The sequence below is a fragment of the Proteus sp. Marseille-Q3619 genome (assembly GCF_965283115.1).
Window position 1 is genome coordinate 3,124,570 of sequence record NZ_CBDIMP010000001.1, and the last position, 25,730, is coordinate 3,150,299.

At 37.2% G+C, this 25,730-nt stretch carries 22 protein-coding genes and 1 pseudogene; 16 read left to right on the plus strand and 7 right to left on the minus strand.

Going from position 1 to position 25,730, the window contains the following annotated elements; translation table 11 throughout:
- Nucleotides 1-41 precede the first annotated feature (41 nt).
- Nucleotides 42-1,205: a phosphoglycerate kinase gene (gene pgk, locus ACWPWK_RS14345; RefSeq protein WP_099074324.1), complete on the plus strand. Its 1,164-nt coding sequence runs from the start codon at nucleotides 42-44 to the stop codon at nucleotides 1,203-1,205.
- A 63-nt stretch (nucleotides 1,206-1,268) separates the two neighbouring features.
- Nucleotides 1,269-2,348, plus strand: coding sequence for a class II fructose-bisphosphate aldolase (gene fbaA, locus ACWPWK_RS14350; protein WP_098940983.1), 1,080 nt, complete (start codon nucleotides 1,269-1,271; stop codon nucleotides 2,346-2,348).
- Nucleotides 2,349-2,491: 143 nt separating this feature from the next.
- On the opposite strand, the gene dtpB is transcribed toward fbaA, so the two are convergent.
- Both dtpB and hpaC read right to left on the minus strand, forming a co-directional pair.
- On the minus strand, nucleotides 2,492-3,979 hold the full coding sequence (dtpB, locus tag ACWPWK_RS14355; protein WP_109371516.1) for a dipeptide/tripeptide permease DtpB: 1,488 nt from the start codon (nucleotides 3,977-3,979) through the stop codon (nucleotides 2,492-2,494).
- Between the two features lie 597 nt (nucleotides 3,980-4,576).
- Nucleotides 4,577-5,095 (minus strand): 4-hydroxyphenylacetate 3-monooxygenase, reductase component, encoded by a 519-nt coding sequence (hpaC, locus tag ACWPWK_RS14360; protein ID WP_109371514.1) that lies wholly within the window; start codon nucleotides 5,093-5,095, stop codon nucleotides 4,577-4,579.
- Nucleotides 5,096-5,688: 593 nt separating this feature from the next.
- On the opposite strand from hpaC, the gene hpaR reads away from it, so the two are divergent.
- The gene (gene hpaR / locus ACWPWK_RS14365) at nucleotides 5,689-6,126 is read left to right on the plus strand and encodes a homoprotocatechuate degradation operon regulator HpaR (RefSeq protein ID WP_109371512.1); all 438 of its coding nucleotides are present in this window, start codon (nucleotides 5,689-5,691) and stop codon (nucleotides 6,124-6,126) included.
- A 71-nt stretch (nucleotides 6,127-6,197) separates the two neighbouring features.
- Here the strand turns inward: hpaR and betT are convergent, their stop codons facing one another.
- Nucleotides 6,198-8,201 (minus strand): choline BCCT transporter BetT, encoded by a 2,004-nt coding sequence (gene betT, locus ACWPWK_RS14370; RefSeq protein ID WP_109371510.1) that lies wholly within the window; start codon nucleotides 8,199-8,201, stop codon nucleotides 6,198-6,200.
- Nucleotides 8,202-8,566: 365 nt separating this feature from the next.
- A complete protein-coding gene (locus ACWPWK_RS14375; RefSeq protein ID WP_109371508.1) occupies nucleotides 8,567-9,169 on the minus strand; it encodes a hypothetical protein in 603 nt (200 codons plus the stop codon).
- 275 nt (nucleotides 9,170-9,444) lie between these two features.
- On the opposite strand from ACWPWK_RS14375, the gene ACWPWK_RS14380 reads away from it, so the two are divergent.
- Nucleotides 9,445-10,119 (plus strand): DUF421 domain-containing protein, encoded by a 675-nt coding sequence (locus tag ACWPWK_RS14380; protein ID WP_109371506.1) that lies wholly within the window; start codon nucleotides 9,445-9,447, stop codon nucleotides 10,117-10,119.
- Between the two features lie 83 nt (nucleotides 10,120-10,202).
- Here the strand turns inward: ACWPWK_RS14380 and rnz are convergent, their stop codons facing one another.
- Both rnz and rtcR read right to left on the minus strand, forming a co-directional pair.
- Complete coding sequence (gene rnz / locus ACWPWK_RS14385) at nucleotides 10,203-11,120, minus strand: ribonuclease Z (RefSeq protein WP_109371504.1); 918 nt, start codon at nucleotides 11,118-11,120, stop codon at nucleotides 10,203-10,205.
- Nucleotides 11,121-11,129: 9 nt separating this feature from the next.
- On the minus strand, nucleotides 11,130-12,722 hold the full coding sequence (gene rtcR / locus ACWPWK_RS14390; protein WP_109371502.1) for an RNA repair transcriptional activator RtcR: 1,593 nt from the start codon (nucleotides 12,720-12,722) through the stop codon (nucleotides 11,130-11,132).
- A gap of 364 nt (nucleotides 12,723-13,086) precedes the next feature.
- Between rtcR and ACWPWK_RS14395 the strand changes: the two genes are divergently transcribed.
- The 3 genes from ACWPWK_RS14395 to ACWPWK_RS14405 are packed head-to-tail and all read left to right on the plus strand — an operon-like array spanning nucleotide 13,087 to nucleotide 15,642.
- The gene (locus tag ACWPWK_RS14395; RefSeq protein ID WP_160230031.1) at nucleotides 13,087-13,251 is read left to right on the plus strand and encodes a hypothetical protein; all 165 of its coding nucleotides are present in this window, start codon (nucleotides 13,087-13,089) and stop codon (nucleotides 13,249-13,251) included.
- A gap of 31 nt (nucleotides 13,252-13,282) precedes the next feature.
- On the plus strand, nucleotides 13,283-14,422 hold the full coding sequence (locus tag ACWPWK_RS14400; RefSeq protein WP_109372061.1) for a slipin family protein: 1,140 nt from the start codon (nucleotides 13,283-13,285) through the stop codon (nucleotides 14,420-14,422).
- Nucleotides 14,419-15,642: an RtcB family protein gene (locus ACWPWK_RS14405; protein WP_109371498.1), complete on the plus strand. Its 1,224-nt coding sequence runs from the start codon at nucleotides 14,419-14,421 to the stop codon at nucleotides 15,640-15,642. The genes ACWPWK_RS14400 and ACWPWK_RS14405 overlap by 4 nt, the downstream gene beginning before the upstream one ends.
- Nucleotides 15,643-16,076: 434 nt before the next feature.
- Here ACWPWK_RS14405 and mrpI read toward each other — a convergent pair.
- A pseudogene (gene mrpI / locus ACWPWK_RS14410) lies at nucleotides 16,077-16,636 on the minus strand (phase variation DNA invertase MrpI).
- 677 nt (nucleotides 16,637-17,313) lie between these two features.
- Here mrpI and ACWPWK_RS14415 point away from each other — a divergent pair.
- The 9 genes from ACWPWK_RS14415 to ACWPWK_RS14455 all read left to right on the plus strand — a co-directional run bounded on the left by ACWPWK_RS14415 (nucleotide 17,314) and on the right by ACWPWK_RS14455 (nucleotide 24,741).
- On the plus strand, nucleotides 17,314-17,841 hold the full coding sequence (locus ACWPWK_RS14415) for a fimbrial protein (RefSeq protein WP_109373859.1): 528 nt from the start codon (nucleotides 17,314-17,316) through the stop codon (nucleotides 17,839-17,841).
- Between the two features lie 95 nt (nucleotides 17,842-17,936).
- Nucleotides 17,937-18,485, plus strand: a complete 549-nt coding sequence (locus tag ACWPWK_RS14420) for a fimbrial protein (protein WP_160230858.1) — start codon at nucleotides 17,937-17,939, stop codon at nucleotides 18,483-18,485.
- Nucleotides 18,486-18,506: 21 nt separating this feature from the next.
- Nucleotides 18,507-21,122, plus strand: coding sequence for an outer membrane usher protein (locus ACWPWK_RS14425; protein WP_109373861.1), 2,616 nt, complete (start codon nucleotides 18,507-18,509; stop codon nucleotides 21,120-21,122).
- 54 nt (nucleotides 21,123-21,176) lie between these two features.
- Nucleotides 21,177-21,935 carry a fimbria/pilus periplasmic chaperone gene (locus tag ACWPWK_RS14430; RefSeq protein ID WP_109373862.1) on the plus strand — a complete coding sequence of 253 codons (759 nt, stop codon included), beginning with the start codon at nucleotides 21,177-21,179 and terminating at the stop codon, nucleotides 21,933-21,935.
- Nucleotides 21,936-21,948: 13 nt separating this feature from the next.
- Nucleotides 21,949-22,494: a fimbrial protein gene (locus ACWPWK_RS14435; RefSeq protein ID WP_109373863.1), complete on the plus strand. Its 546-nt coding sequence runs from the start codon at nucleotides 21,949-21,951 to the stop codon at nucleotides 22,492-22,494.
- A gap of 11 nt (nucleotides 22,495-22,505) precedes the next feature.
- The gene (locus tag ACWPWK_RS14440) at nucleotides 22,506-22,991 is read left to right on the plus strand and encodes a fimbrial protein (protein ID WP_109373864.1); all 486 of its coding nucleotides are present in this window, start codon (nucleotides 22,506-22,508) and stop codon (nucleotides 22,989-22,991) included.
- Between the two features lie 10 nt (nucleotides 22,992-23,001).
- Nucleotides 23,002-23,550, plus strand: a complete 549-nt coding sequence (locus tag ACWPWK_RS14445) for a fimbrial protein (protein ID WP_099075829.1) — start codon at nucleotides 23,002-23,004, stop codon at nucleotides 23,548-23,550.
- 21 nt (nucleotides 23,551-23,571) lie between these two features.
- Entirely contained in the window at nucleotides 23,572-24,399 is an 828-nt protein-coding gene (locus tag ACWPWK_RS14450) for an MrpH family fimbial adhesin (RefSeq protein WP_109373865.1), read from the plus strand.
- 21 nt (nucleotides 24,400-24,420) lie between these two features.
- Nucleotides 24,421-24,741 (plus strand): helix-turn-helix domain-containing protein, encoded by a 321-nt coding sequence (locus ACWPWK_RS14455; protein ID WP_109373866.1) that lies wholly within the window; start codon nucleotides 24,421-24,423, stop codon nucleotides 24,739-24,741.
- The last annotated feature ends 989 nt before the right edge of the window (nucleotides 24,742-25,730 follow it).

Sequence of the window (25,730 nt, forward strand, 5' to 3'; positions counted from 1 at the left end):
GAAGATTACTAAATTTTAGAGAATCAATGAGAGGATTCATCATGTCTGTAATTAAGATGACCGATTTAGACCTAGCGGGTAAACGAGTTCTTATCCGTGCTGACCTGAACGTTCCAGTTAAAGATGGTAAAGTGACTTCAGATGCGCGTATCCGTGCTTCTTTACCAACAATTGAAGCCGCGTTAAAACAAGGCGCTAAAGTGATGGTAACTTCTCACTTAGGTCGTCCTACTGAAGGTGAGTACAACGAAGAGTTCTCTTTAAAACCAGTTGTTGACTATCTGAAAGATAAATTAACTGCACCAGTTAGCCTTGCTAAAGACTATTTAAATGGTGTTGAAGTCAATGCAGGTGAATTAGTTGTTCTTGAAAACGTTCGTTTTAACAAAGGCGAAAAGAAAGACGACGAAACTCTGTCTAAGCAATACGCTGCATTATGTGATGTTTTCGTCATGGATGCATTTGGTACCGCTCACCGTGCTCAAGCATCAACTCATGGTGTTGCTAAATTTGCACAAGTTGCTTGCGCGGGCCCTCTGTTATCAGCAGAGCTTGAAGCATTAGGTAAAGCATTAGATAAACCTGCTCGCCCAATGGTTGCGATTGTTGGTGGTTCTAAAGTTTCAACTAAACTGACTGTATTAGATTCTTTATCAAAAATTGCTGACCAATTAATCGTTGGTGGTGGTATCGCAAATACCTTTATCGCAGCAGAAGGTCATCCAGTAGGTCGTTCTTTATATGAAGCAGACCTTGTTGATGATGCTAAAAAACTGATGGAAAAATGTGATATTCCAGTACCAAGTGATGTTCGTGTTGCAACTGAGTTCTCTGAAACTGCTGAAGCTGTTTTAAAATCAGCAAGTGACATCAAAGATGATGAACAAGTGCTGGATATCGGTGATGTGACAGCAGAACGTTTAGCTGAGATCCTGAAAAATGCGAAAACTATCCTGTGGAATGGTCCAGTCGGTGTGTTTGAATTCCCTAACTTCCGCAAAGGTACAGAAATCATTGCTAATGCAATCGCAGATAGTGAAGCATTCTCTATCGCAGGTGGTGGTGATACGCTGGCTGCTATTGATTTATTTGATATCGCAGACAAAATCTCTTACATTTCAACCGGTGGTGGTGCTTTCTTAGAATTCGTTGAAGGTAAAAAACTTCCTGCTGTTGCAATGTTAGAAGAACGCGCTAAACAGTAATTAAGTCAGCTCATACAGGTAGAAAGTTATTTTCTACCTGTTCCAAATATAGGATCTTATTACATGTCTAAAGTTTTTGATTTCGTGAAACCGGGTGTCATCACTGGTGATGATGTACAAAAAGTATTTGCGGTAGCAAAAGAAAATAAATTTGCTCTGCCTGCGGTTAACTGTGTAGGTACTGACTCAATCAATGCTGTGTTAGAAGCTGCTGCGAAAGTTCGTTCTCCTGTTATTGTACAGTTCTCTAACGGTGGTGCTGCATTTATCGCAGGTAAAGGTCTTAAATCTGATGTACCACAGCAAGCTGCTATTTTAGGCGCAATTTCAGGTGCTCACCATGTGCACCAAATGGCTGAATATTACGGTGTTCCTGTTATTCTGCATACTGACCACTGTGCGAAAAAATTATTACCATGGATTGATGGTCTGTTAGATGCTGGTGAGAAACACTACGCTAAAACAGGCAAACCACTGTTCTCTTCTCACATGATTGACTTATCTGAAGAGTCATTAGAAGAAAACATCGAAATCTGTGCTAAATATTTAGCGCGTATGGCTAAAATCGATATGACTTTAGAAATCGAATTAGGCTGTACGGGTGGTGAAGAAGACGGTGTTGATAACACGGGTATGGACAGCTCTGCGCTTTATACTCAACCAGAAGATGTTGCTTACGCATACGAAAAACTGAGTGCGGTAAGCCCTCGTTTCACTATCGCGGCATCTTTCGGTAACGTTCACGGTGTTTATAAACCAGGTAACGTTCAGTTAACGCCAAAAATTCTACGTAACTCACAAGACTACGTATCAGAAAAATTCAACTTACCACACAATAGCTTAGATTTCGTATTCCACGGCGGCTCCGGTTCTTCAGCAGAAGAAATCAAAGAAGCTGTTGGCTATGGTGTTATCAAAATGAATATCGATACAGATACTCAGTGGGCAACTTGGGATGGTATCTTACAGTTCTACAAAAAGAACGAAGGCTATTTGCAAGGTCAGTTAGGTAACCCAGAAGGTGCTGATAAACCTAACAAGAAATACTACGACCCACGTAACTGGTTACGTCAAGCACAAGCATCAATGGTTGTTCGTTTAGAACAAGCCTTTAAAGAACTGAATTCAGTTGATGTTCTGTAATTGGATCATTCTTAATGATTAAACTAAACCCGCTTATTTAGCGGGTTTTTTTATGGCTAGCAAAAAGAGAATAATCTTCTTAGCCCAAAATAAAAGCGCCTATAAATAAGCGCTTAATATTCAATTAGATATTGATTGAAAGATTAGCCAGCGACTTTAACGTCTTTGCTTTCTTCTTTCATCATGCGGTTCAGTAAAGGTACTGTTGCCCACATCACTAAACCAACAATTAAGGTCACAATACCAATTTTACCAAATACATCAGTGTAAATAGGTAATGTTTGTAGTGGATCAGTAATACCTTCTGGTGCTGCTGTGAAAGTCGCTACATAACCCCCTAACAGATAAGCCGTGGCTTGTGTTAAGAACCACATACCTAAAATAAAGCCCATCATGTATTGCGGTACGAATGCTGCAACCATTGCTAAACCTAACGCACTGATCATCAGTTCACCTAAGCTCTGGAATAAGTAAACCAGAACGATAAACCAAGGTGATGTTAAGCCTTGAGCATCAGCAAACCACATACCTGATGCTGCCGCTGTAAGGAATCCTAATGAGCACAGAAGCATACCAGCAGTAAACTTCGCTGGCATTGAGAAATCTTTACCTTTCGCGCCAAAATGGCTGTAAGCGATAGCAAGGATTGGGCTAGCAATAATGATCCAGAATGGGTTTAGTGCTTGGAAGCTTACAGGGTTAATATCAAAGCCTAAAAGCGTGTGATGAACATTATGAATAGCAAAGAAGTTCAGTGAAGTTGGCATCTGAGCATACAGAATGTAGAAAACAACAGCTTCTAACATCAGAACAAATGCAACATACATTTTATTACGAGCAACTCTGTCTTTTTGTTTAAAGGCTTCACGGAAATAAATGAAGACAACAATAATAGACAAGCTAACTAAGACAATATTTGCAATCATCACGTTGTGCAATAACCATGCACAAACAAATACCATAGCAATTGAGCCAGCAATAACTAATAACAGTTTGCTAAAGTTCATCGGTAAATGGTCTGGTTCAGAACCAATATTGGCAACCATTTTACGACAGAAGAAATAAACTAATAACGCCATGATCAAGCCAATACCACAGATATTATAAGTCAGTGCATATCCGTAACGTTCAGCAAGTACCGGGGCGATAGATAAAGAAATTAATGAGCCGATATTGATCGACATATAAAATAGCGTAAATGCGCCATCAAGACGTGGATCTTTAGGTGGATAGCATTTCGCTAATAAACTTGCAGGATTGGCTTTAAATAAACCATTACCTACTGCGATAGTTCCCAATGCGTAGAAAATTAAATTAGGATACATAATTGACATACCAGTCATGAAATAACCGATAGCCAAAACAATAGCACCTAAAACAATGGTTCGTTTTGTTCCTAATAAGTGGTCACCAACATAACCACCAATAGAAATAAGCCCATAAACCAGTGCAGAGAATGCACCAAAAGTAATGAAAGCCTGTTCTTGAGAGAAACCGAGTTTACTAACAAAATAAACGGCAAGAATACCTTGTACGCCGTAGTAACCAAAACGTTCCCATAATTCTACAAAGAAAATCATAAAGAATGGTTTAGGCTGTTGTAATAAACCGACTTGAGCGGGTTTATCCATATCTGTAATGCCCCTAATTATTATTTATTTTCAACAACGATGTTATTTACTCACATTCACGAGGAATGTTACACGACGGTAACATTATCTGTCGCATTTAGAGTGATGTTTGCAAATTTAAGAAGGTAATCAGCAAGTCGAGTAGACTAATATATTGATGGAATGACTTCTCAAAGGTTGATCACACTGTGGGTAAGATTAATACCAGATTGAAAAAAATATTCATTAGTTTATTTTAAAATAAAGTCATTTAATTGCTCTTTGGTATAAAATATAACCAAGAAGATTATTGTTTGTTTATATTTTAATCTAAGTAAATTAAATAAAGATACAGGATAAAAGTAGAAAGAAAATATTTTTGATTATGTGACTGATTGATTCTAGACAGAAATTTTTTATTATAATTAAAAAATATTCTTTTATAACAAACAGATGTTAATAAGTATTTAATAAATATCTAAAGGCTAGTTAATGTCACTTCGTTAAATAAGTATTCATTTAATATAAATAAATATTTAATTTTATGATGTGATTATAATCAATAAAAAACGCCCTTATTAAAAGTGCGTTTTTATCTTGAGGTAAAATAGGTGAAATTTAAACAGGGATTGGTACTTGTTCATTTTTAACAGAATGGAAACGACGCTTGAAATAAATAAGCCCATCACCATCTTCACGCACCGAAATATTCTTAATTTCGGTCATATAAACAAAATGTGTACCCACTTGGCGTACATCATAAATATCACCTTCTAAGCAGGCGAGGGCATTTGCTAATACGGGTTGTTGTAATTGTCCGTGTTGCCATCCTGGTTGGGTAAAACGCTCTGCCATCGCAAGCCCTGTCATTCCGGCGAAATGACATGCCATTTCTTCTTGCTCATGATTCAATATATTGATGCTTAATTTTCCATTTTCTTGAAAAATAGCGTTCATCTGGCTTTTACTGTTGATGCAGACCATCACGGTAGGCGGGTTATCAGTAACAGAACATACTGCTGTTGCTGTTAAGCCACAACATCCCGCATCACCATTTGTTGCCACGATATTGACCGCAGCACCTAAGCTTGCCATCGCATCCCGAAAAAGTGGGTTAGCCTGTTTTTCCTCAGACATTATTTACTCCTACTGCCAGACTTCTCGTCTGTGGGCGTCTTCACTTAAAATAATTATTAGTTAGATAACTAAAAAAATCACCTAACTACTCCGCTAACAAAGTTGTGATGTTATTGCCGGTTTCTTTGTTGCGTTGTTTTAAAGCCGTAACGCTACCGCGCATGAACAAAGATAGCAATCTTTCTTTGTTACAACTCGTTAACTTTATCTCAAATAACGGTGAGACAACCTTATCGCTAAGCGCCATTATTCCTAATATAGAGGTAGGATAATAGGCAAATTAGGCTACTTTTTTTGATTGGTAAACAGATAACACAAATTGCCAATTCATAAAAATTGCGTATAGCTCAAGATGTTGTGGAAGATGAAATTAATCCTAAAAAAGGAACATGGGTGATAAATTGCACAAAGGGAAGAAAATTGCAAAAATTGAGTCAACTTTATTTATTTGTTAATATGAATAATTGTAACAATTAGTCTATTCTTAGAATATAGTCATTTTATAAACCATAAACAGCGGTACTTTTTCACTGTCTATATTGAGTGATATTTTGTCATTTCACCTATAACACCATATAAAGAGCTTCTTGATTATGCATGAATCATTAACTATCGCGCTATTACAAGCTCGGGAATCTGCAATGGGTTTTTTTCGACCTGTTCTCAAAGAGCATAATCTGACAGAACAGCAGTGGCGGATTATTCGAGTACTTGCGGATAAGCGTTCTATTGATTTTCACGAATTAGCGCAAAAAGCGTGTATTCTTCGACCTAGTTTAACGGGCATTCTGATTAGAATGGAAAGGGACGAATTAATTTGTCGCTTAAAACCCGTGAGTGACCAACGTAAGCTGTTTGTCTCTCTTTCTGCTAATGGTCAAAATTTATACGACATAATTCAGCCTAAAATAGATAAAGGCTATCAATTAATTGAGCAAAAATTTTCCACTGAAAAATTACAGCGACTGTCAGGTCTATTAAAAGAGTTGATTGCTTTAGAGGCTGATGACTCGGCGCAAGCTGAAAAATAAGTTATCTTGAAAGTAAGAAAAAAAGGTGATGTTTAACACATCACCTTTTGGACTTTTATCAGTGGATAGAATTATTGTTTACCTAACACATGTAAAAAGTGAATGTGTTTTTCGTACTGATCAAGAATATCGTGAATGATTTGTTCTTTCGTCCAACCCATTACATCGTAATCTTGCCCACCTTCTTTTAAATGAATTTCAGCACGATAATATTTATGCTCTTCGTCTCTTTCTTCATCACTTAATCCAGCTAAAGCAAAGGCAGGTTGAGTATAAAAACGTAGGCGAACTTCATAGAAGAAATTCATGTCATCGCCTAAATCGACTTCAAAACCAATTCGATCATCTTCTTCATTATGGATAAAACATTGCGTTGCTTGCTTACTTAACTCAGCAGACACCATTTCCATTGAGGGTTGGATCACTTCATCCATAAAACGTTTTACATGAGAGCGTTTAGGAAAATAGGCAATATTTCTTAAACGGCGTTGCCAAGGGATCGGATTGCGGCTTGCTGGTGGTGCAATTGTCGTTAGTTGTTGGCTATCACGTTTATATACATCCACTCTCAATGCTTTTATTAGTCCATAAATAGAAGCAAGCAATACCATCGAGAAAGGAAGTGCACTTGCAATGGTTACTGTTTGTAGTGCAGTTAAACCACCCGCTAACAATAAAGTAATTGCAGAAACGCCCATTAAACCCGCCCAGAAAATGCGTTGCCATACTGGTGTTTCGCTATCACCACCAGAAGCTAAAGTATCAACAACCATCGCGCCTGAGTCTGCTGAAGTCACAAAGAAGACAACGACCATCAACATCGCAAAGAAGGATAAAACAGATGAGAATGGGAAATAATTTAAGAACTCAAATAAAGCCAATGACACATCTTGTTGTACGATATTGGCGAGGGCTTCTGCCCCTTTATCTTTGATTAAATGAATCGCTGTGTTACCAAAAACGGTCATCCAGAGTAAAGTAAAGCCAGCAGGAACAAACAGAACACCGACAACAAATTCACGAATAGTACGACCTCGTGAAATACGGGCGATAAACATCCCTACAAATGGTGACCATGAAAGCCACCAACCCCAATAAAGCAGTGTCCATCCCCCTAACCAATCACTCGATTTTGGCTCGTATGCGTAAAGATTAAATGTTTTACTGACAATTTCGGATAGATATCCCCCTGTATTTTCAACAAATGATTTTAATATCAATACAGTTGGACCGAGAATTATGACTAATAAAAGAAGAATAACCGCCAATCCTAAGTTAAGTTCAGATAAAAAACGAATGCCTTTTTCTAAACCAGAAACAACAGAAATGGTTGCAAGCCCTGTGATCACAACAATCAATACGACTTGAACCGTTGGGTTAATAGGTACATTAAAGAGGTGATTTAAACCCGCATTAACTTGCAGAACACCAAAACCAAGGGAAGTTGCGACACCAAATACGGTTCCCATAACAGCGAAAATATCAACAGCATGGCCAATTGGGCCATGTATGCGATCACCAATAATTGGATAAAGTGCAGAACGCAGTGTTAACGGTAAACCATGGCGATAAGAGAAGAAAGCTAAGATCAAAGCGACAATGGCGTAAATTGCCCATGCATGTAATCCCCAGTGGAAAAAGGTTAATCGCATGGCTTCTTTTGCGGCTTCTATGGTTTGAGCTTCACCGGTTGGAGGCATCAGATAATGCATAACAGGTTCAGCAACACCAAAGAACATTAAGCCAATCCCCATTCCTGCTGAAAAGAGCATGGCAAACCAAGCAAAATAACTAAAGTGAGGGCGAGCATGATCAGGGCCTAATTTGATTTCACCAAACCGAGAAAGCCCTAAATAAGTCACACTCAGCAAAATCAATGCAACGGCTAGAATGTAGAACCAACTCGCATTCGTGAAGAGATTTTCCTGAAGATGACTGAGTTTATCATTCGCCAGCTCTGGAAATAATGCAGAGAAGCCAACGACCAATAAAATTAATAGCGCTGATGTATAAAAAACGGGAGGATTAATTTTCATCCTAACTTTTTGAGGGGTTATATCGTTTTGTTGACTCATAGCTAACCTATTTTTTGTTATTTTCCTAGAAAGAGACTTTTCGCTATCAACTTTCTGATTGTCTATGTGATCAGAAAAGAAAAGTTCATAAGAAAATTTGAATAAAGCATCAAATTAGTGTGATGTTTTATAAAAGAACGGAAGTAAATTATTTTTTCCGTAAGATGAAGAAAATGACAATTAAATCAATTTATTGCTGTTTTTTGTTTATAGGTGCTTTCGCTCTTTAATAGGTTTCTCCTGTTGAAAAAAGGAGAACATGGTTACATTTTTTGCTTAATCGATCAACCCTTGTCTTTTTTATGAACAAAAAAAGCCAGTGAAAATTTACTGGCTTTCGAATCATCAAAAATTCTGAAATTGGATTATTTGTTTTCAGCTTTTAAATCATCAATTTTTTGTTTCGCTTGATCGGTTAATTGGTCAGCTTTATCAAGTGCTTTGTTTTCAGTTTCTTGGGCCTGCTGTTTTACATCATCACTTGTTTTTGCTGCATCACCTTTTAATTGATCAACTTTGCTATCTGTCTCTTGCTTTAAGTTATCAATGGTTTTATTTGCATCTTGTTTTAATTCAGCTGCTTTTTCAGCTAATTTATCACTTTCTACATCTAAGCTTTGTTTGATTTCATCAGTTTTAGCGGATGCAGCCTGTTTTAACTCATCTGTTTTTGCGTCAACTTGAGTTTTCAATTCTGCGGCTTTTTGTTCAGCTTTGTCTTTTAGCTCTTGAGCTTGTTGTGTTAATTCATCTGCTTTTGCTGATGCATCTTCTTTCAAGTCAGCAGCTTTATCTTTGGCTTGTTCAGTTAACTCATTCGCTTTATCTTGCGCAGTTTCTGTGACTTGAGTTGCTGTCTCTTTTGCCTTATCAATGCCTTCATCGACTTTTTTAGATGCATCATCACAACCAGCTGTAATGGTAACAAGACCCGCTAGAACCAATGAAGTAAGTAGTTTTTTATTCATTTTTTTCTCCAAAATATGTGTTCAAAAACAATTCAGTGATATCCCGCGTAAAAACTAGAAAAGGCGAGAAGCTATTGCGTTGATTGTAAGAGATTACGGCAAAACTATCTTAATAAGTATAGTGCGAGTCTTAAAATCAACAAACCTAAGTATATTAAGTGTTTTTTCTTAGTCAAATTCCATGAAAAATAAAGTAAAAATAATTTAGATTTTTATCTAGATGAGATTTTCTGCTTTATAATAAGTGCAGAAATTATTGGAAATGTGAGACGCAAATGGAATATTACTTTCTGGTTATTATCAAATTTATTATTGGTTTTACTATCATATTAGCCCATATGAATTTATCGGGTAAAACACAACTTTCTCAATTAACACCTATTGATTTTATTGGTAATTTTGTGCTCGGTGGCATTATGGGTGGGGTAATTTATACTGATGCGATCCCTCTTTATCAATATATTATCGTCTTCTTAATTGGTGTTTGTTTTATCTCTTTGCTTAATTATATCAGCAAGCACTTCAATTTTTTCCGTGCAGTGACCATTGGTAATCCCATTCCTATTATCAAGAAGGGAGAGTTTATTATGGAAAACATCATGGAGAAAAAAAATAAAATAGACATTCTTAACATCACGTCTCGTCTTCATGCTCAAGGTATTCATTCATATCAGGAAGTCAATTACGCCCAGATTGAACCTGATGGGCAAATCACGGTGGTATGTGATGGTGCAAAAATGCCTTCGATTATTGTCATGAAAGACGGAGTTATTCGAACATCAGAATTAGCGCAAATAGAAAAAGACGAAGTGTGGCTACAAGATGAGATGAAAAATCAACATATAGATAAATCAGAAGATGTTTTCTTGGCGGAATTTTGGGATGGCAAAGTGAATTTTATTTTGCAAGATGGAAAGATAAAACGTACCGCGCCATTGAAGGATAATTAAAGAAGTCTAAATCAATGGTTGGGTGATTTGTGAATAGCGAAATGGCGACATCATGTCGCCATTGTTATTTAGTGAAAATGCCATTACAACTTAAATACCTCAAAATCAGAAGCCATTTCAGTATGGCTAAAGATCTGTTGGCTTTCATTGAGTAACTCAACGCAGTCTTCGGGTAAATAACGGCTACTAATATGAGTAATAATCAGCTTTTTAGCATTAGCCTCTTTTGCTAATGTTGCCGCCTGCACAGTTGTTGAATGTCCGCGACTATTTGCTTGCTCTGCCATTTCATGCTTAAACGTTGCTTCATGAACAATAACATCAGCATTATTAGCCAGCTTTAATGCATTAGGGGTTGGTTGAGTATCCCCAAAAATAGCAATACAACGACCTTTTATTTCATCACCAATATAGTCTTTACCATCAATTGTTCGTCCATCTGGTAATGTTATGGTTTTGCCTTGCTTTAAGTCTTGTAACCAAGAGCCTGCTGGAATATTTTCCGCTTTCAGTTTTTCTGCATCTAGCTTACCTGGTTTGTTTTCTTCTTCTAAGCGGTAACCAAAACAAGGTACGGGGTGAGACAGTGCCTCACAACTGACTTTCATACCTTCTTCTTCAAAAAGAAAACCTGCTTTGTCAATTTCTACAATATTAATAGGGTAAGTTAAATAGGATTGGCTTAATGTTAGCGACGTTTCTATAAAGGCTTTTATACCCGTAGGACCATATACTGTTAAAAGTGTTTCCGTTCCACCCATTGAGCGACTACAAAGTAATCCCGGTAAACCAAAAATATGATCGCCATGTAAGTGGGTAATAAAAATTTTATTTAAACGCGGTAGTTTCACGCGGGTATGTAATATTTGATGTTGTGTCGCTTCACCACAATCAAACATCCACATACTTTTTTGTTTATTTTGTAAATCGAGCACCATACTTGTGACATTGCGATCTTTAGAAGGAACGCCTGCGTTAGTGCCTAAAAAAGTGAGCTCCATAATGAAATATTATTCTCCATGTCTAATTTGTTCCCAACTTAAATCGAATTTCGCAAGATACTTACGTAGGCGATCGGCATCGTTGGGTTGTTTTTTATTTTGTCTTGATACTGCGAAAAGTTTTCTACCGGCTTCTGAGAGTGTTGATGATTGCTGACACGTTTTGATAACGGTATTCAGTTGGCTAAGATCGAAAAGATCAATATCAGTGCTATTAAATAAAGAAGAGGAAGCAACTCCCCAATTTTGTTTTAAACGATTAATTTCTTCATCAACAAGAGGAAGGGTAATACGACCATTTTCGGCAAGTGTTGCCATTCGCGTTATACTAGCACTAAGTTCACGGAAATTGCCACGCCATAATGCCTGTTCAGATGTTGCAAATCGAATATAGTGTGATTTTGCATCAGCGTTAAAACGGATTGCCTTTTGATAAAGCTTTGCAAAGTGATGCAATTCATAATCAATATTAGGCTCAATATCCTCTTTACGATTGGCTAAACTCGGTAATGAAAAAGACCATAAGTTGATCCTTGCATAGAGATCTTCACGAAAAAGTCCTTTCGCAATTTGCTTGTCCATATCACGATGCGTTCCTGCGATCAGCTGAAAATCACTTTGTACCTCAGTATCTGAGCCATAAGGATAAAAAGATTTCTCTTCTATCGCTTTAAGCAACATGGCTTGCTCATCAAGTCCTAACTCTGCAATTTCATCAAGAAATAAAATCCCTTTATCGGCTTCTCTTAATAATCCTTGTCTGGTTTGTAATGCGCCTGTAAATGCCCCTTTTACATGCCCAAATAAAGTGGACATTGCATTGTCACCACGCAAAGTGGCACAGTTAACAGCAATAAAACGACCTTTTACAAAATGGCGAGACTGTCGTAATTCATAAATACGTTGAGCAAGGAATGATTTTCCAGCGCCTGTGGGGCCTGTTAATAAAATAGGCGCAACGGAGCGTAATGCAACACGTTCAATTTGAGCAATTAAAGTATTAAAACGTTCATTACGTGTGGCGATCCCAGATTTTAAGAAAGAGAGGGACTCATTATGGTAATGCTCAAATCGGCTCGTTAGTTTTGTATAACGGCTTAAATCGAGATCAATAACAGCATAACTACCTGTGGATGATTGTACTGTTTTGATGCCATCTTCATTTTCTATTTTAGAAGAAGGAGAGGTTTGTAATAGTTTTGCAGGTAAGTAATGGGCTTCAGTCAGGAGGAACCAGCAAATCTGGGCAATGTGCGTACCTGTTGTGATATGTACATAATATTCTTCATTTTCAGTATCAAATGGATAATTTACTGCAAAATCAAGAAAGTGACTATAAACCTCTTCTAGATCCCAAGGATCACAAATGTCAATTTCGTAAGGTAATACCTCTGTGTCAGGGGAGACAGTATGAATATCTTCAGTGATTTTTGACGCTAACATTGAATCATTAGGTTGATGGATCATGACCAATCGACTAACGGGGAAATCTTTTTGATGGCAAATCGAAATTGTTGGGCGCCATGAGTTCCATCTTTTATGACTTTTACCTCGTTTATCTAATGTTGTGCCTAAAACACCAATCACCACTTTGCGTTTCATTAAGTTATCCCTACTTATTTTTTATCTATATTTATAAATGTATAGATAAAAAGATAGGTTTTTATCATTTTTAATTCAATGGTTAAATATTTAAAAATTACGTTAAAAATATTTTTTCAAACAAAAACAATGAATTAAAAATATTTTTAGTGAGTTTTAAAAACTTGGCACGATCCTCGCAATATTATGAGTGTCTTGAGCAGATTTTAAATCTGGTAGGCACATAAAGAACACTCTGTGGTGTTATCTAAATGTGTTCCTCCACATCGGGACTCTGTAGGTGAAGAGGGTTATTTTCAGGTTCGATTCCTGACACCAAAAACCATTACAAATCCAAATGTAAAATTAAAGATAGAAAATCGTTGTGACAGCAGTACCGTCACCTTGCTTATCCACCAGCAACTACGCTGGATTGAAGGCAGAAGAAGAGACAAACAAAGCATCGTTCCTCTCTTGTTTTCCCTTCGATTTCGCCAAGTTTGTTCGTGGAAAGCAAGTCACGATAAAAATGGTAATAAAAGAAAGCTAATAATAAAGAAGAGCAAAAGGAAGCAATGATGATAAGAACAACAATAAAAGTGAAACAAGGACAGCTGGGTTTATTAAAGAAGGATGATGAGTATATTGACGTCCTTGTAGCTGGTGAGCATAAATTTTTCGATCTTCGTCGCCAATTAAGTGTTGAGCTGGTGGAGTTAAACGGCCCTGCAATTGAAAAAGAGAAAGCCGAGTTTTTACGCCAATATCATCCAGAATGGGTGAGTGAATATTGTTTTGATATTGTGCTATCTGATGAAGAGATTGGCTTACTCTATGAAAATAGCTCACTCAAAGAGATCTTAGCGCCGAGTACTCGCCGTCTTTATTGGAATTATGCACAACGCTCAATGGAAGTGTTGTCAGCAAATGAATTGGAAGTTTCGCCAACTTTGGTTAAAAAATTGCAGCATCCAAAATTACGTAACCAAACTGTAAAAGGCAGTGAAGGTGTATTAAGTGTGGATATTCCGACATGGCATGCTGGCATTATCCGTGTTGATGGTGAAGTTCAATCACTATTGCCGCCGGGATTAAAAGGCTATTGGCGTTATCAGCACAAAGTTGATGTTGAGGTTGTTGATATGCGCTTACAAACACTCGATGTGAGTGGTCAAGAGATCTTAACGAAAGACAAAGTAACATTACGCATTAATTTGTCAGCAAGTTGGCGTTATAGCGATGTGCTTTCAGCGTACCAATTACTGAGTTCACCTCTTGAGTTCTTATATAAAGAGTTGCAGTTTGCGTTACGTGAAGCCGTAGGAACAAGAACATTAGATGAATTATTAGAGAATAAAACGCTGATTGACACTTTAGTGAGTGAAAAAATCAGTGAAGTGACTAAAGGATATGGTATTGAAGTAGCTTCATTAGGGGTAAAAGATATTGTTTTACCAGGCGAAATGAAAACGATTTTAGCGCAAGTGGTTGAGGCAGAAAAATCAGCACAGGCTAATGTTATTCGTCGAAGAGAAGAGACATCCGCAACACGCTCTTTATTAAATACGGCAAAAGTGATGGAAAACAATCCAGTAGCCTTACGATTAAAAGAGCTAGAAACCGTAGAACGTATTGCAGAACGTATTGATAAGATTTCCGTTTATGGCGGTTTAGACCAAGTATTAAACGGGTTAGTACAAATTAAAGGGGCACAGGCATGATATTGGATCATCAAATAGTAAAAGAAGCAGGAACTGCTGAAATCAAAATGTGGACAAATGGTGTACCTGTTGAAGCAGATGCTCTAAAACAACTTATTAATACCGCGAAGATGCCTTTTATTTTCAAACATATGGCAGTAATGCCAGATGTTCACTTAGGGAAAGGTTCAACAATCGGGAGTGTTATTCCAACAAAAGGCGCGATTATTCCAGCTGCTGTTGGTGTGGATATTGGGTGTGGAATGATTGCGGTGAAAACATCATTACACGCAAATGATCTGCCAGATAATTTATTTGCCATAAGAACGGCAATAGAAAGAGCAGTACCTCATGGAAGAACAAGTTATCAATCAGGGAATGATCGTGGTTCATGGAAGAACCCACCTAAACTTATTGATCAACATTGGCAACAACTTGAAGGGCGTTTTAAGGTTTTAACTGATAAGTACCCACGTTTACGAAATACGAATAACTATCGTCACCTTGGTACATTAGGAACAGGAAATCACTTTATCGAATTGTGTCTTGATGAATCAGATAATGTTTGGGTAATGCTACATAGTGGCTCTCGTGGTGTTGGTAATGCTATCGGTACGTTATTTATACAAATGGCACAAGAAGATATGAGGGAACATATCGCTAATTTACCTGATAAAAACTTAGCGTATTTAAAAGAAGGAACGCTTTTCTATGATGACTATATAGAAGCCATAGAATGGGCACAGGATTTTGCCCGACATAATCGTGAAATTATGATGGAACGCGTGTTGGCGGCATTATCGACACAAATAACTAAACCTTTTACGACACAGCAACAGGCGGTGAACTGCCACCATAACTATGTACAAAAGGAAATGCACTTTGGCGAAGAAGTACTGGTGACTCGAAAAGGAGCCGTTTCAGCTCAGAAAGGTGAAATGGGGATCATCCCTGGTTCAATGGGCGCTAAGAGCTTTATTGTAAGAGGAAAAGGAAATGCCGAAAGTTTCTGTTCATGTAGTCATGGCGCAGGACGCGTAATGAGCCGAACAGCAGCGAAAAAAGCTTTTAGTGTTGAAGACCAAATTCGAGCAACAGCACATGTGGAATGTCGAAAAGATGAAGATGTGATTGATGAAATTCCGATGGCTTATAAGGATATTGATGCTGTTATGAAGGCTCAGTTATCACTTGTTGAGGTTGTTCATACACTACGACAGGTTGTTTGTGTAAAAGGATAATTGTAGTTTTTAAGGAAATTCATAACTATCCCCAAACGATAACGTTGGGGATAGTGAGATATGAAAGCGTGTGCCTAGAATGCAAATGAATAAAATTTTTAAGAATAGATATTTTCTTTAAATAAGATCCTTATTTCTTGATTAAAAATCAAACAAATAATGTTTAATATTATTAATAAATAAAGACTGATATTAAATTTATTGCCTTCCAATAAAGATAATCAAAAAAAGAATAATGATATTGAATTATTCTTTAATTAGAAAACGATTATTAATAAATTATTAATACCTGCAATCGTGATTATTTATTTAATATAAAACAATTCCTAATTTTCTTAATTATATTAAAATTAACTGTATTCTTATTGAAAAAATATAGTCTACTCTATTTAGTGTATTAATTCTTAGAGAATATATTAATTAAATAAATATTGTTAATTTCTTGCATCCCAAATGTGAACAAATCGTTTTGAATTACTTGCAGTATAGATAACAGTATGTGAAATATTACGATGTCCTAAATAATCTTGAATTAAACGAGTATCTCTACCTAAATCAGCGAGTGCATAGCCACATGCATGGCGTAACATATGGGGATGAGGGGCTATGGATACATTAGCATCTTTACCTAAACGGCGAAGTAATCCATACACTTGTTGACGAGAAATTGGACCTGTTTTTTGGGATAAAAAGACCCATTCTGAGTCAGCCTCTCTCCATGTTTCCCTTTTTTCAACCAGTTAACTAACGCTTCATACTCCTCTTCGATAATCGGTTGTGTTGTTGATAAACCGCCTTTTAAGCGTCTGACATAGAGTATTCGACTTTCTAAATCAATATCGCTTAAGGTTAAATTACATAGCTCGCTCACGCGAAACCCATGTAAAAAACACATTAAAAACATACAGTAATCTCTTTCTGGATACCGTCCTTCCTTTGCTTGCTTCAAAATAGAATTGATCTCAAAACGTGTAAGAAACTTGCGCTGCTTCATTTTCATAACCTTTTCAATGAGATAACAAGGAACAAAAGTCAATTGATGCATCACTATAACAAGTGATATGCATCAATAAAGAGTTGTATTTTTTTTATGCTTACACTTTTACTTGTTCATTTTAAACAAGTTTATTGAAAGTTTATTTATTTTTAGAAAATGAAAGTGATTGATTGAAAAAGCGAAAAATGAGTATGGATAGGAATTTGGTTATCTTTAGAGAAATAAACAGAATACACCAAATTGTTTACTATTATTCTCTGGCTTCTCACTTAAGTCAAATTTAATGTTAATCACTTATCTTCATTTATTTAACACATTGATATTTATCATTATTTTAAAAAACAAACATGATTGGTTACTTTGTTTAAAATCCAGAAATAATTTTTTTTACTTTTTTCACAAATTATAGTAATTGCACTTAGAATTATAAACTCTTTTTTCGATATTTAAAGTTTGATTATCTAAATGTGTTTAATTTCGAGATGAAAATTTTTAACAAAACAATTTGGTGTATTTTGTTTTGTTTCTAACGATATTTAATTTCGTTTTGGACGGGCACAAGTATACCAAAATTCAAAAACTCAATAAGTGAGTCATTCAATTAGGAATAATTCAATCCTAATGAATTTATTATTTTTAATGTCTTCGTCCTTTATATTTTAGGAAACAAAAAGATGAAATTAAATAAATTAGCGTTAGTTCTTGGCTTAGGTTTAACTGTTGCTGCAGGTTCTTCTTTTGCTGCTGATCAAGGTCACGGCACCGTTAAATTTGTTGGTTCAATTATTGATGCACCTTGTTCTATTCATCCTGATTCAGAAAATCAAACTGTTCCATTAGGTCAAATTTCTACTGCTTCATTAAAAGATGGTGGTCGTAGTAATTCTCGTGATTTTAAAATCACTTTAGAGAATTGCACAACAGAAACTTATAAAACTGTTCAAACAACCTTCACTGGTTCAGAAGATGCAAACATCTTAGCAGGTTCTTTAGGTATTGAAGGTATCGCTAAAAATGCTGCTGTTGTTATCACTGATGCAGGTGGCAAACAAATCAAATTAGGCACACCAAGTGCCGCTCAAACATTACGTGATGGTAATAACGATCTGAACTTTGCTGCTTACTTACAAGGTTCTTCAGCAGAAGCTGCCGTTCCAGGTGACTTCACTGCAATCGCAACTTTCGCACTGACTTATCAGTAAGAAAAAATAAGCACAGTACAAGGATGTACAGTGCTTTATTTCCTGTGTCTATTTTTAACGATTTTTTTCTTACGGAGAAAAATATGAATCGCAAGATGACACCACTATGGCTATGCCTTATTGCCAGCTTACTGATAACAACAGCAGAAGCGAGTGATGTAAAACAAGATAAAAACATGCATCAGCGATTTGGGGTACTTAATCTTTCAGGCTCGATCTTAGAACCATCTTGCACGATTGCAGCAGGAAGTGGTGAACAAGTTATTCCACTGACAACGGTTTCTATTCCAATGCTAGTGACTGAAGGACAAGGACCTATTGAGTATTTTTCTATCAGATTAACGGAATGTACGCTAATTGAACAAAAAGGTCAGGAAGCGGACAACCCTCGTTTTATTGCAACGTTTGAAGGTCCCTCTAACGAGAATGGTAATTTTGCACTTTCTGGTGAAGCGAGAGGCGCGTCATTAGCGATAGCTGATCGTTACGGTAGGCGAGCCATCCCCGGTAAGCCATTACCCCCAGTTGGAATTGACTCCAAATCAATGGCGTTACTTTACCAAGCGCGAATAGTCAAAAATAACGAAATACCAAAAGCTGGAAATTACCGAACAACGCTGCGATTTAAGCTGGAATACTATTAAATGGATCGGGTTGGATAACTTATGGTTAGAACATTCAAAACCGTTGGTTTAGGGACGGAAAAAAAGAAAAAACAACATACTATTCGGCCTGTTGCTGTACTGATCTATTTAATTCTTACTGGCGCTTCCAGTATTTCAAGTTCAGCTTTAGCAAATAGTAATATTGAATTTAATGCCGATATTTTAGATCTAAAAGATAAGCAAAATATCGACTTATCAGATTTCTCTCGTGCTGGCTATATTATGCCCGGCCGATATGAGTTTGTTGTTCGCGTGAATAATAATGAACTCCCTGAACTCTACAACATTAGCTATGTTGTACCAGCCAATGATCCTAAAGGTAGCGAAGCTTGCTTACCGCCAGAATTGATCCATCAAATAGGGCTCAAACCTGAATGGGCTGAAAAAGTTAAATATCAAGATAACGGAAGCTGCCTTGATATCTCTTCTATTCCCGGAATGACGGTAAATGCAAGTCTGGGAAATGGCAATCTTATTCTTACTATTCCTCAAGCGTATCTTGAATATTCAGCACCAAACTGGGACCCACCTTCTCGTTGGGATCACGGTATCTCAGGTGTGCTTTTTGACTATAACGTCAATGCTAACGTGACAGATCCTGCTAAAGGAAAACAGCGTCAACAAGTTACAGGCTTAGGAACCGTGGGAGCAAACCTTGGTGTTTGGCGTTTCCGTGCCGATTGGCAAGCAAGTTATCAGCATACAACAGGTATTCCTGATAGTACTGAAAATAGTTGGAAATGGAACCAGCTTTATCTTTATAGAGCCATCACGCAATTAGGGGCTCGCCTTGTGATGGGGGAGACTTACTCTCGTTCTGACATTTTCGATAACTTCCGTTTTACTGGGGTTAACTTGTCTACGGATGACAATATGCTGCCACCTAACTTAAGGGGATATGCCCCAGAAGTAACGGGTGTGGCAAAAACGAATGCGAAAGTGACGATTAGCCAGCAGGGCCGTGTGATCTATGAAACTCAGGTTGCTCCAGGACCGTTTCGCATTCAAGACATCAATGATGCAGTGAGTGGTAAATTAGATGTACGTGTTGAAGAACAAGATGGATCTGTTCAAGAATTCCAAATGGATACGGCCAGTATTCCTTATTTAACACGCCCCGGCCGAGTGCAATATAAATTATCTGCGGGTAAACCGTCGGACATGAACCGTAATACAGAAGGCCCTATTTTTGGTATGGGTGAATTCTCATGGGGGATCAGTAACGGTTGGTCACTTTATGGCGGTTCATTAGTATCGGGCGATTATAACTCGGTTTCTGCGGGTATTGGTCGTGACCTAATGGCATTGGGTGCTATCTCTTTTGATGCGACACATTCTTGGGCAAAAATTCCAAGTGATGACAAACGTTATCACGGGGGCTCTTATCGCGTCAGTTACTCAAAACGTTTTGAACAAATAAATAGCCAAGTGACATTTGCAGGCTATCGCTTCTCTGAACGTGACTTTATGAGTATGAACCAATATTTAGATCGCCGTTATCGTGGTGGTGAAGAAGATAATAATAAAGAGCTTTATACCATTATGTTTAGTAAGCAGTTCCCTGAATGGGGATTGAGTGCTTACTTAAACTATAGCCATCAGACTTATTGGAATAAGCCTAATAACGATAACTATAACTTGTCATTAGCCAAAACGATGGATATTGGTAGCTTTAAAAATATCAACCTCAGCCTGTCGGCGTTTCGCAATAAATTCAATGGCACCAATGATAATGGCGTTTATATGAATGTCAGTATGCCTTGGAGCGATCGCGCAACTATTAGCTACAACACGGTGATTAATAAACACGGTAATTCACATAATGTCAGCTATTACGATCGTATTGATGACAATAGTAGCTATCGAGTTGGTGCTGGTTTAAGCAGTAACGGTAAACCATCCGCAGATGCCTATCTTATGCATTACGCTGATGCTGCATTGGTCACTGCTAGTGCGAGCCATATTAATGGTGAATACACATCAGCCACCTTATCACTACAAGGTGGGGCAACATTAACACCAAAAGGTGGTGCATTACACCGAACAAGTCGTACGGGTAGTACTCGTTTACTTGTTGATACAGATGGCATTTCAGATGTTCCAGTGAAAAGCATCGGCGCTATTACGCGTACCAATGCTTTTGGTAAAGCAGTACTGCCTGATATCAATGATTATTATCGCAGTAGTGCCAGCATCGACCTTGATCAGATGCCAGATAACGCTGAAGCATTACGCTCAATTCAACAGCTAACCCTAACAGAAGGTGCAATAGGCTACCGCCACTTTGATGTGGTCTCGGGACAAAAAGCCATGGCTGTCATTCGCCTACAAGATGGAACTTATCCACCATTTGGTGCCAGTGTCACAACCGAGAAGGGGCGTGAGCTTGGTATTGTCAATGATGGTGGGAATGTCTATCTGACGGGGATTAACAGTGATGATCTATTGAGTGTTCGTTGGAATGGTCAAGAGCAGTGCAAAGTCCGTATTCCAACATTAGTTGAGGGATTATTTATGTCTTCATTATTACTGACTTGTAGTGATGGTGACGCAACACCTTCAACAATCAATCAAAGAACAGAGCCCTTACCTAAACCTCAACTGATCACGCAATAAGGTTAGGAAAAAAGGAAAGATAAAAATAATTTCAGACAAAAAGAGTAATTTAAAATGATGTTATCAAAGCGCTTATTCATTGTAACAACCACTTTATTGACTGGAATGGTCTTTACTAGTCAAGCCCTTGCTGCGATTGCTTTAGATAGAACGCGTGTCATTTTTAATGGTGCCGATAAGTCGATTAGCTTAAATGTCAGTAATCAGAATAAAGAACTACCTTACTTGGCTCAGGGTTGGATGGAAAATGAAAATGGAGAACGTATTGACAGCCCATTATTAGTTTTACCGCCTATTCAGCGTATTGAGCCGGGCGATAAAAGCCAAGTAAAAGTGCAGTCATTACCTGACATTGCCAAATTACCTCAAGATAGAGAAAGCGTTTTCTATTTTAACTTGCGCGAAATTCCACCTCGTAGTGATAAACCCAACGTGTTGCAAATTGCATTGCAAACACGAATTAAGTTGTTTTATCGCCCAGCATCGATTTATGCCACACAAACGGATCTCACCCATCCTTGGCAGGAAAAAATCACCTTAATAAAGAAAGGCGATCGCTATGAAGTGAATAACCCAACACCTTATTACGTGACATTAGTGGATGGGTTAACAGGATTACAAGGAAAAAGCCTTGATGGTTTTGAACCAATCATGATTGCCCCTAAAAGCACAGGAACGATAAATCTGCATACTTCTGCGTTTGGCGCATCGCCTGTACTCAGTTACATCAATGATTACGGTGGACGACCACAAATGAAATTCACCTGTACTGGCAATGAATGCAAAGTTACAGAAACATCAGCAGGAAACTAAATAGGTCTATTTTATGAAAATGGAACAGCGGTTTAGCCCAAGCAAAGCAGTGTTGATTCTTATTTTGGCAACGTTTACTGGAGGCCTAAGTTTTACTGCTGTTGCGAATTTACCCGCTAGAGCGGTGAAAGATGTTATTCCGGGAATTGTTTATATCAATATTTCAGGGAATGTCATTGCGCCACCGCCTTGCTTAATTAATGACGGCAAAATGATCGAAGTTAATTTTGGTGAGGTAATGAGTACACGTATTGATGGGGTTCGTTATAAAGAGCCTGTTCATTACACCGCGACTTGCCAAAAAATGCCAACTAATGCCATGAAAGTTTATGTTACGGGGAGCGCAACGGGATTCGATTCAAATGCGCTACAAACCAATATTACGGGATTAGGAGTGCGTATTCTGTATCAGGGAAACTTATTAGATTTAGGTAAGGCGGTAAATTTTACCTATCCCAACTTACCTGAACTAGAAGCTATTCCTGTTCGTGATCAGAATGAAAGCTTAGTGGGTGGTGATTTTGTCGCAAGTGGCACACTGCATGTGGATTATCAGTAAGAGGTCAGAAGATGAATAAATTAAAGTACCTATGTCTGATCGCATTACTGAATTCTTATTCTGTTATGAGTGCAGACGCACCTAATATGAAATTATTTGGCACCTTATTAGTACCACCTCCTTGTGTCATTAGTAACAACGAACTGATTGATGTCTATTTTGGACACAACGTAGGTATTCATAAAGTAGATGGCATTAACTATACCGAATCGGTGAATTATCGATTGGTCTGTGATCCAAATTTAAAAGGTTGGGATTTAGGGCTTTCTATTATTGGTCCTAAAACGCAGTTTGATGAAGCTGCGCTACAAACCAATATTCCAGATTTAGGCATTCATCTTACGCAAGATGGTAAGCCTTTTAAATTAAACGAGCGTATTGCGATATCACCCGATAATCCTCCCGTGATCCAAGCGGTGCCCGTTAAAAGACCGGGTAGCACTTTGCCTGAAGGTGCATTTGAAGTATCGGCAACACTGCTTGCTGAATACCAATAGGAGCGTATTGATGAATATAAAAAGGTTATCGATCCCGTTCGTATTGGGTCTTGCCACATTTACGGGATTAATATCAACCGCTTTCTCGGCGCCAGACAATATGCGTTTTCACGGCATATTAGTTGACGAGCCTTGTACCATAAAGCCCGGTGACGAAACCGTTGAATTAGATTTTGGCAATATACCAGACAAGAACCTTTATGCGTATCAAAGAACACCAAGCAAGTTGTTTCAAATACGCTTGTCTGAATGTGATTTAACGATTGGTAAAAGCGTCAAGATCACTTTCAAAGGGGATGAAAATCAAGCTATGGCAGGACAAGGTTTTTTAGCAATTAGCCCAAGCAGTCAAGCGGCGGGTATTGCTGTTGGACTGGAATCTGAAAATGGAAATGCGCTACCTGTTAATAAAGAAACAGACAAACTCTCGTTAAATGCGGATGACACGATTTTAAATTTTTATGCCTTTATTCAAGGGGAGCCAGATGCGATTGCCAACCAATCCATTAAACGCGGCCCATTTAGTGCAATCGCCACATTCCATTTGAATTATGACTAATTATTAGGGTTGAGGTTTTATATGTCCATATTAAAGCGATTTTCAGCTTTATGTCTTGCAATAGGTTTGTTGTTTTCGGCACCCGCAATGGCATCTATCTTTTCTTATATTACTGAATCGACAGGAACACCCTCAAATGCAACCTATACCTATGTTATTCAGCGTTGGGATCCTGAAACGTCGGGAACATTAAATCCTTGTTATGGATGGTCTACTTGTTATGTAACGATTAACCATAAACATGATCTTGATGGGTCTGGTGGATCAGCTAAGCAACTTATCACAAGAATTGAGAAGTTGCGTACTTTAGCTGAAGTTCGAGAGGAAGTTTTAAGAAATATTTCCTTTCCACTTGAAGGAAAGACAAATCACGTAGGGCCTGCTTTAAATTCTAATCAGGAATGTGTGGGATTATTTTATCAACCAAATTCAAGTGGAATATCACCGAGTGGACGTTTATTGCCGGGATCATTATGTGGTATCGCACCGCCACCTGTTGGTGCCTGCAAAATAACAGAAGGTGCTGTAAACCTTAATTATGGTGATATAGATGAATATAGTTTAGAGGGTGCTCAGCGTTATCAGAATATCAATGTTACTTGTAATTTAGCGATGAAAGTCATGGTTATTGCATCAGGTTCAGATAATGGGAGAGTACTTTTACGTTCAGACAACAGTTTATATGCTGATTTATTTCTTGATGATTATCCAGGCGAGACCGGTAGCATAATTAATGTTCCCGCTGGCGGTTCAGTGCCTGTAAAAGTAAGTTCTACTTTACATACAAATGGTCGCGTTGCACCGGGCTATTTCTCTGGTTCAGGATCAATTATTTTAACGATGCCTTAATCATGATAATGGGTGAATATTATGATGAATTACGATTTTACAGATATTGATGTTAATGCGTTGGTTGGAAAACGAATTCAGAAAAAGCGTAAAGAATTAGGTTATACCGGTATGCAAATCGCTGAAAAAATTGGTGTAAGCCAACAGCAATTCTCTCGATATGAGCGCGGGATGAACAAGATAGATTTAAGTTATCTTGTTCTATTAGCCAACTATCTAAATACACCTATTTATTGGTTTTTTGAAGACTGTTTTATATCAAAATCGTCATCAGAAAATCAATGTACCGATAAACGAAGTAGCATCATTGCTGAAGCGATGCCTGATGTTTTTTTATACTAATGCATATCGCTAAAGGATACTCAAACTTGGTGTTTTAGAGCGTATGCTTTTTCTTTGATTGATTACCAAATTGGTAAGGCAGGGGAAACCCTGCCCTTTTTTTATGCTAAAAAAGCTAAGTGCCGTTAGTCAAACTCGAGTTATTGATAGTGTGATCAGCAAAAAGGAAGGAATGGATAATCAATTTTTACTCTTTTATATAGAGAAGAAAATGGGGCATAAATGTAACGTTGTCATTTTATGATGATAATAATTATCTAAAACAGGTGCTTTTCTTGAAAAGCGGGATAAGAATACTCTTAAAGCGAGTATTTAGAGAATATTGATTTCTATTAGGTTGAAAATGCCTTTTTTTTATTTCATCGTGAAAAAGATAAATAAAGCTAACTTAATTTATTAAATAAAGATACTCTAATAATGATATTCTTATTAAGACGTTATTAGTTAAATAATTAAATAATACTAATGTAATTCTCTATTTTTATTTAAATTATTAACTTGTTATTATTCAGTCTATAAAGGATTGTTTCCAATATATACCTTAAAACTTACTTCTTTAGATTAATTAACTATTCGAAAATGAGTTAAATCTATTCAGATAATATAAAATTATTCCTAATTTATCGTAAAAATAAAAAAACACCAATATTCTTATTGAAAAAAATTTGATAATTAGAAAACAAGTAATAACGACTAATATTTATACGCATTATATGAGTAATGTTAAATTAATGAATTCATAATGTAAATAAAATGTATTTTACTGTGTTTCTATTTGGATAAGAAAATGTGGATTCTATGGAGATTTAATAATATGAATAAGCTAATAATGAAATTAGTAGCAATACGTAAAATAGTCAAGGATCCAATAAATAATTAATTTAATTTTTTGAAGCTGCTCTTAATAAATACATTAAAATTTTTACCCAAAAAAAGCGTAATTATTCTCAATCAAATGATTAGATTTTTAGGTTTTTCTGAGAAAAAAA

Coding starts and splice junctions, on each gene's coding strand:
- pgk (WP_099074324.1), top strand. CDS start 42: ATGTCTGTAATTAAGATGACCGATTTAGACCTAGCGGGTAAACGAGTT.
- fbaA (WP_098940983.1), top strand. CDS start 1,269: ATGTCTAAAGTTTTTGATTTCGTGAAACCGGGTGTCATCACTGGTGAT.
- dtpB (WP_109371516.1), bottom strand. CDS start 3,979: ATGGATAAACCCGCTCAAGTCGGTTTATTACAACAGCCTAAACCATTC.
- hpaC (WP_109371514.1), bottom strand. CDS start 5,095: ATGTCTGAGGAAAAACAGGCTAACCCACTTTTTCGGGATGCGATGGCA.
- hpaR (WP_109371512.1), top strand. CDS start 5,689: ATGCATGAATCATTAACTATCGCGCTATTACAAGCTCGGGAATCTGCA.
- betT (WP_109371510.1), bottom strand. CDS start 8,201: ATGAGTCAACAAAACGATATAACCCCTCAAAAAGTTAGGATGAAAATT.
- ACWPWK_RS14375 (WP_109371508.1), bottom strand. CDS start 9,169: ATGAATAAAAAACTACTTACTTCATTGGTTCTAGCGGGTCTTGTTACC.
- ACWPWK_RS14380 (WP_109371506.1), top strand. CDS start 9,445: ATGGAATATTACTTTCTGGTTATTATCAAATTTATTATTGGTTTTACT.
- rnz (WP_109371504.1), bottom strand. CDS start 11,120: ATGGAGCTCACTTTTTTAGGCACTAACGCAGGCGTTCCTTCTAAAGAT.
- rtcR (WP_109371502.1), bottom strand. CDS start 12,722: ATGAAACGCAAAGTGGTGATTGGTGTTTTAGGCACAACATTAGATAAA.
- ACWPWK_RS14405 (WP_109371498.1), top strand. CDS start 14,419: ATGATATTGGATCATCAAATAGTAAAAGAAGCAGGAACTGCTGAAATC.
- ACWPWK_RS14415 (WP_109373859.1), top strand. CDS start 17,314: ATGAAATTAAATAAATTAGCGTTAGTTCTTGGCTTAGGTTTAACTGTT.
- ACWPWK_RS14420 (WP_160230858.1), top strand. CDS start 17,937: ATGACACCACTATGGCTATGCCTTATTGCCAGCTTACTGATAACAACA.
- ACWPWK_RS14425 (WP_109373861.1), top strand. CDS start 18,507: ATGGTTAGAACATTCAAAACCGTTGGTTTAGGGACGGAAAAAAAGAAA.
- ACWPWK_RS14430 (WP_109373862.1), top strand. CDS start 21,177: ATGATGTTATCAAAGCGCTTATTCATTGTAACAACCACTTTATTGACT.
- ACWPWK_RS14435 (WP_109373863.1), top strand. CDS start 21,949: ATGAAAATGGAACAGCGGTTTAGCCCAAGCAAAGCAGTGTTGATTCTT.
- ACWPWK_RS14440 (WP_109373864.1), top strand. CDS start 22,506: ATGAATAAATTAAAGTACCTATGTCTGATCGCATTACTGAATTCTTAT.
- ACWPWK_RS14445 (WP_099075829.1), top strand. CDS start 23,002: ATGAATATAAAAAGGTTATCGATCCCGTTCGTATTGGGTCTTGCCACA.
- ACWPWK_RS14450 (WP_109373865.1), top strand. CDS start 23,572: ATGTCCATATTAAAGCGATTTTCAGCTTTATGTCTTGCAATAGGTTTG.
- ACWPWK_RS14455 (WP_109373866.1), top strand. CDS start 24,421: ATGATGAATTACGATTTTACAGATATTGATGTTAATGCGTTGGTTGGA.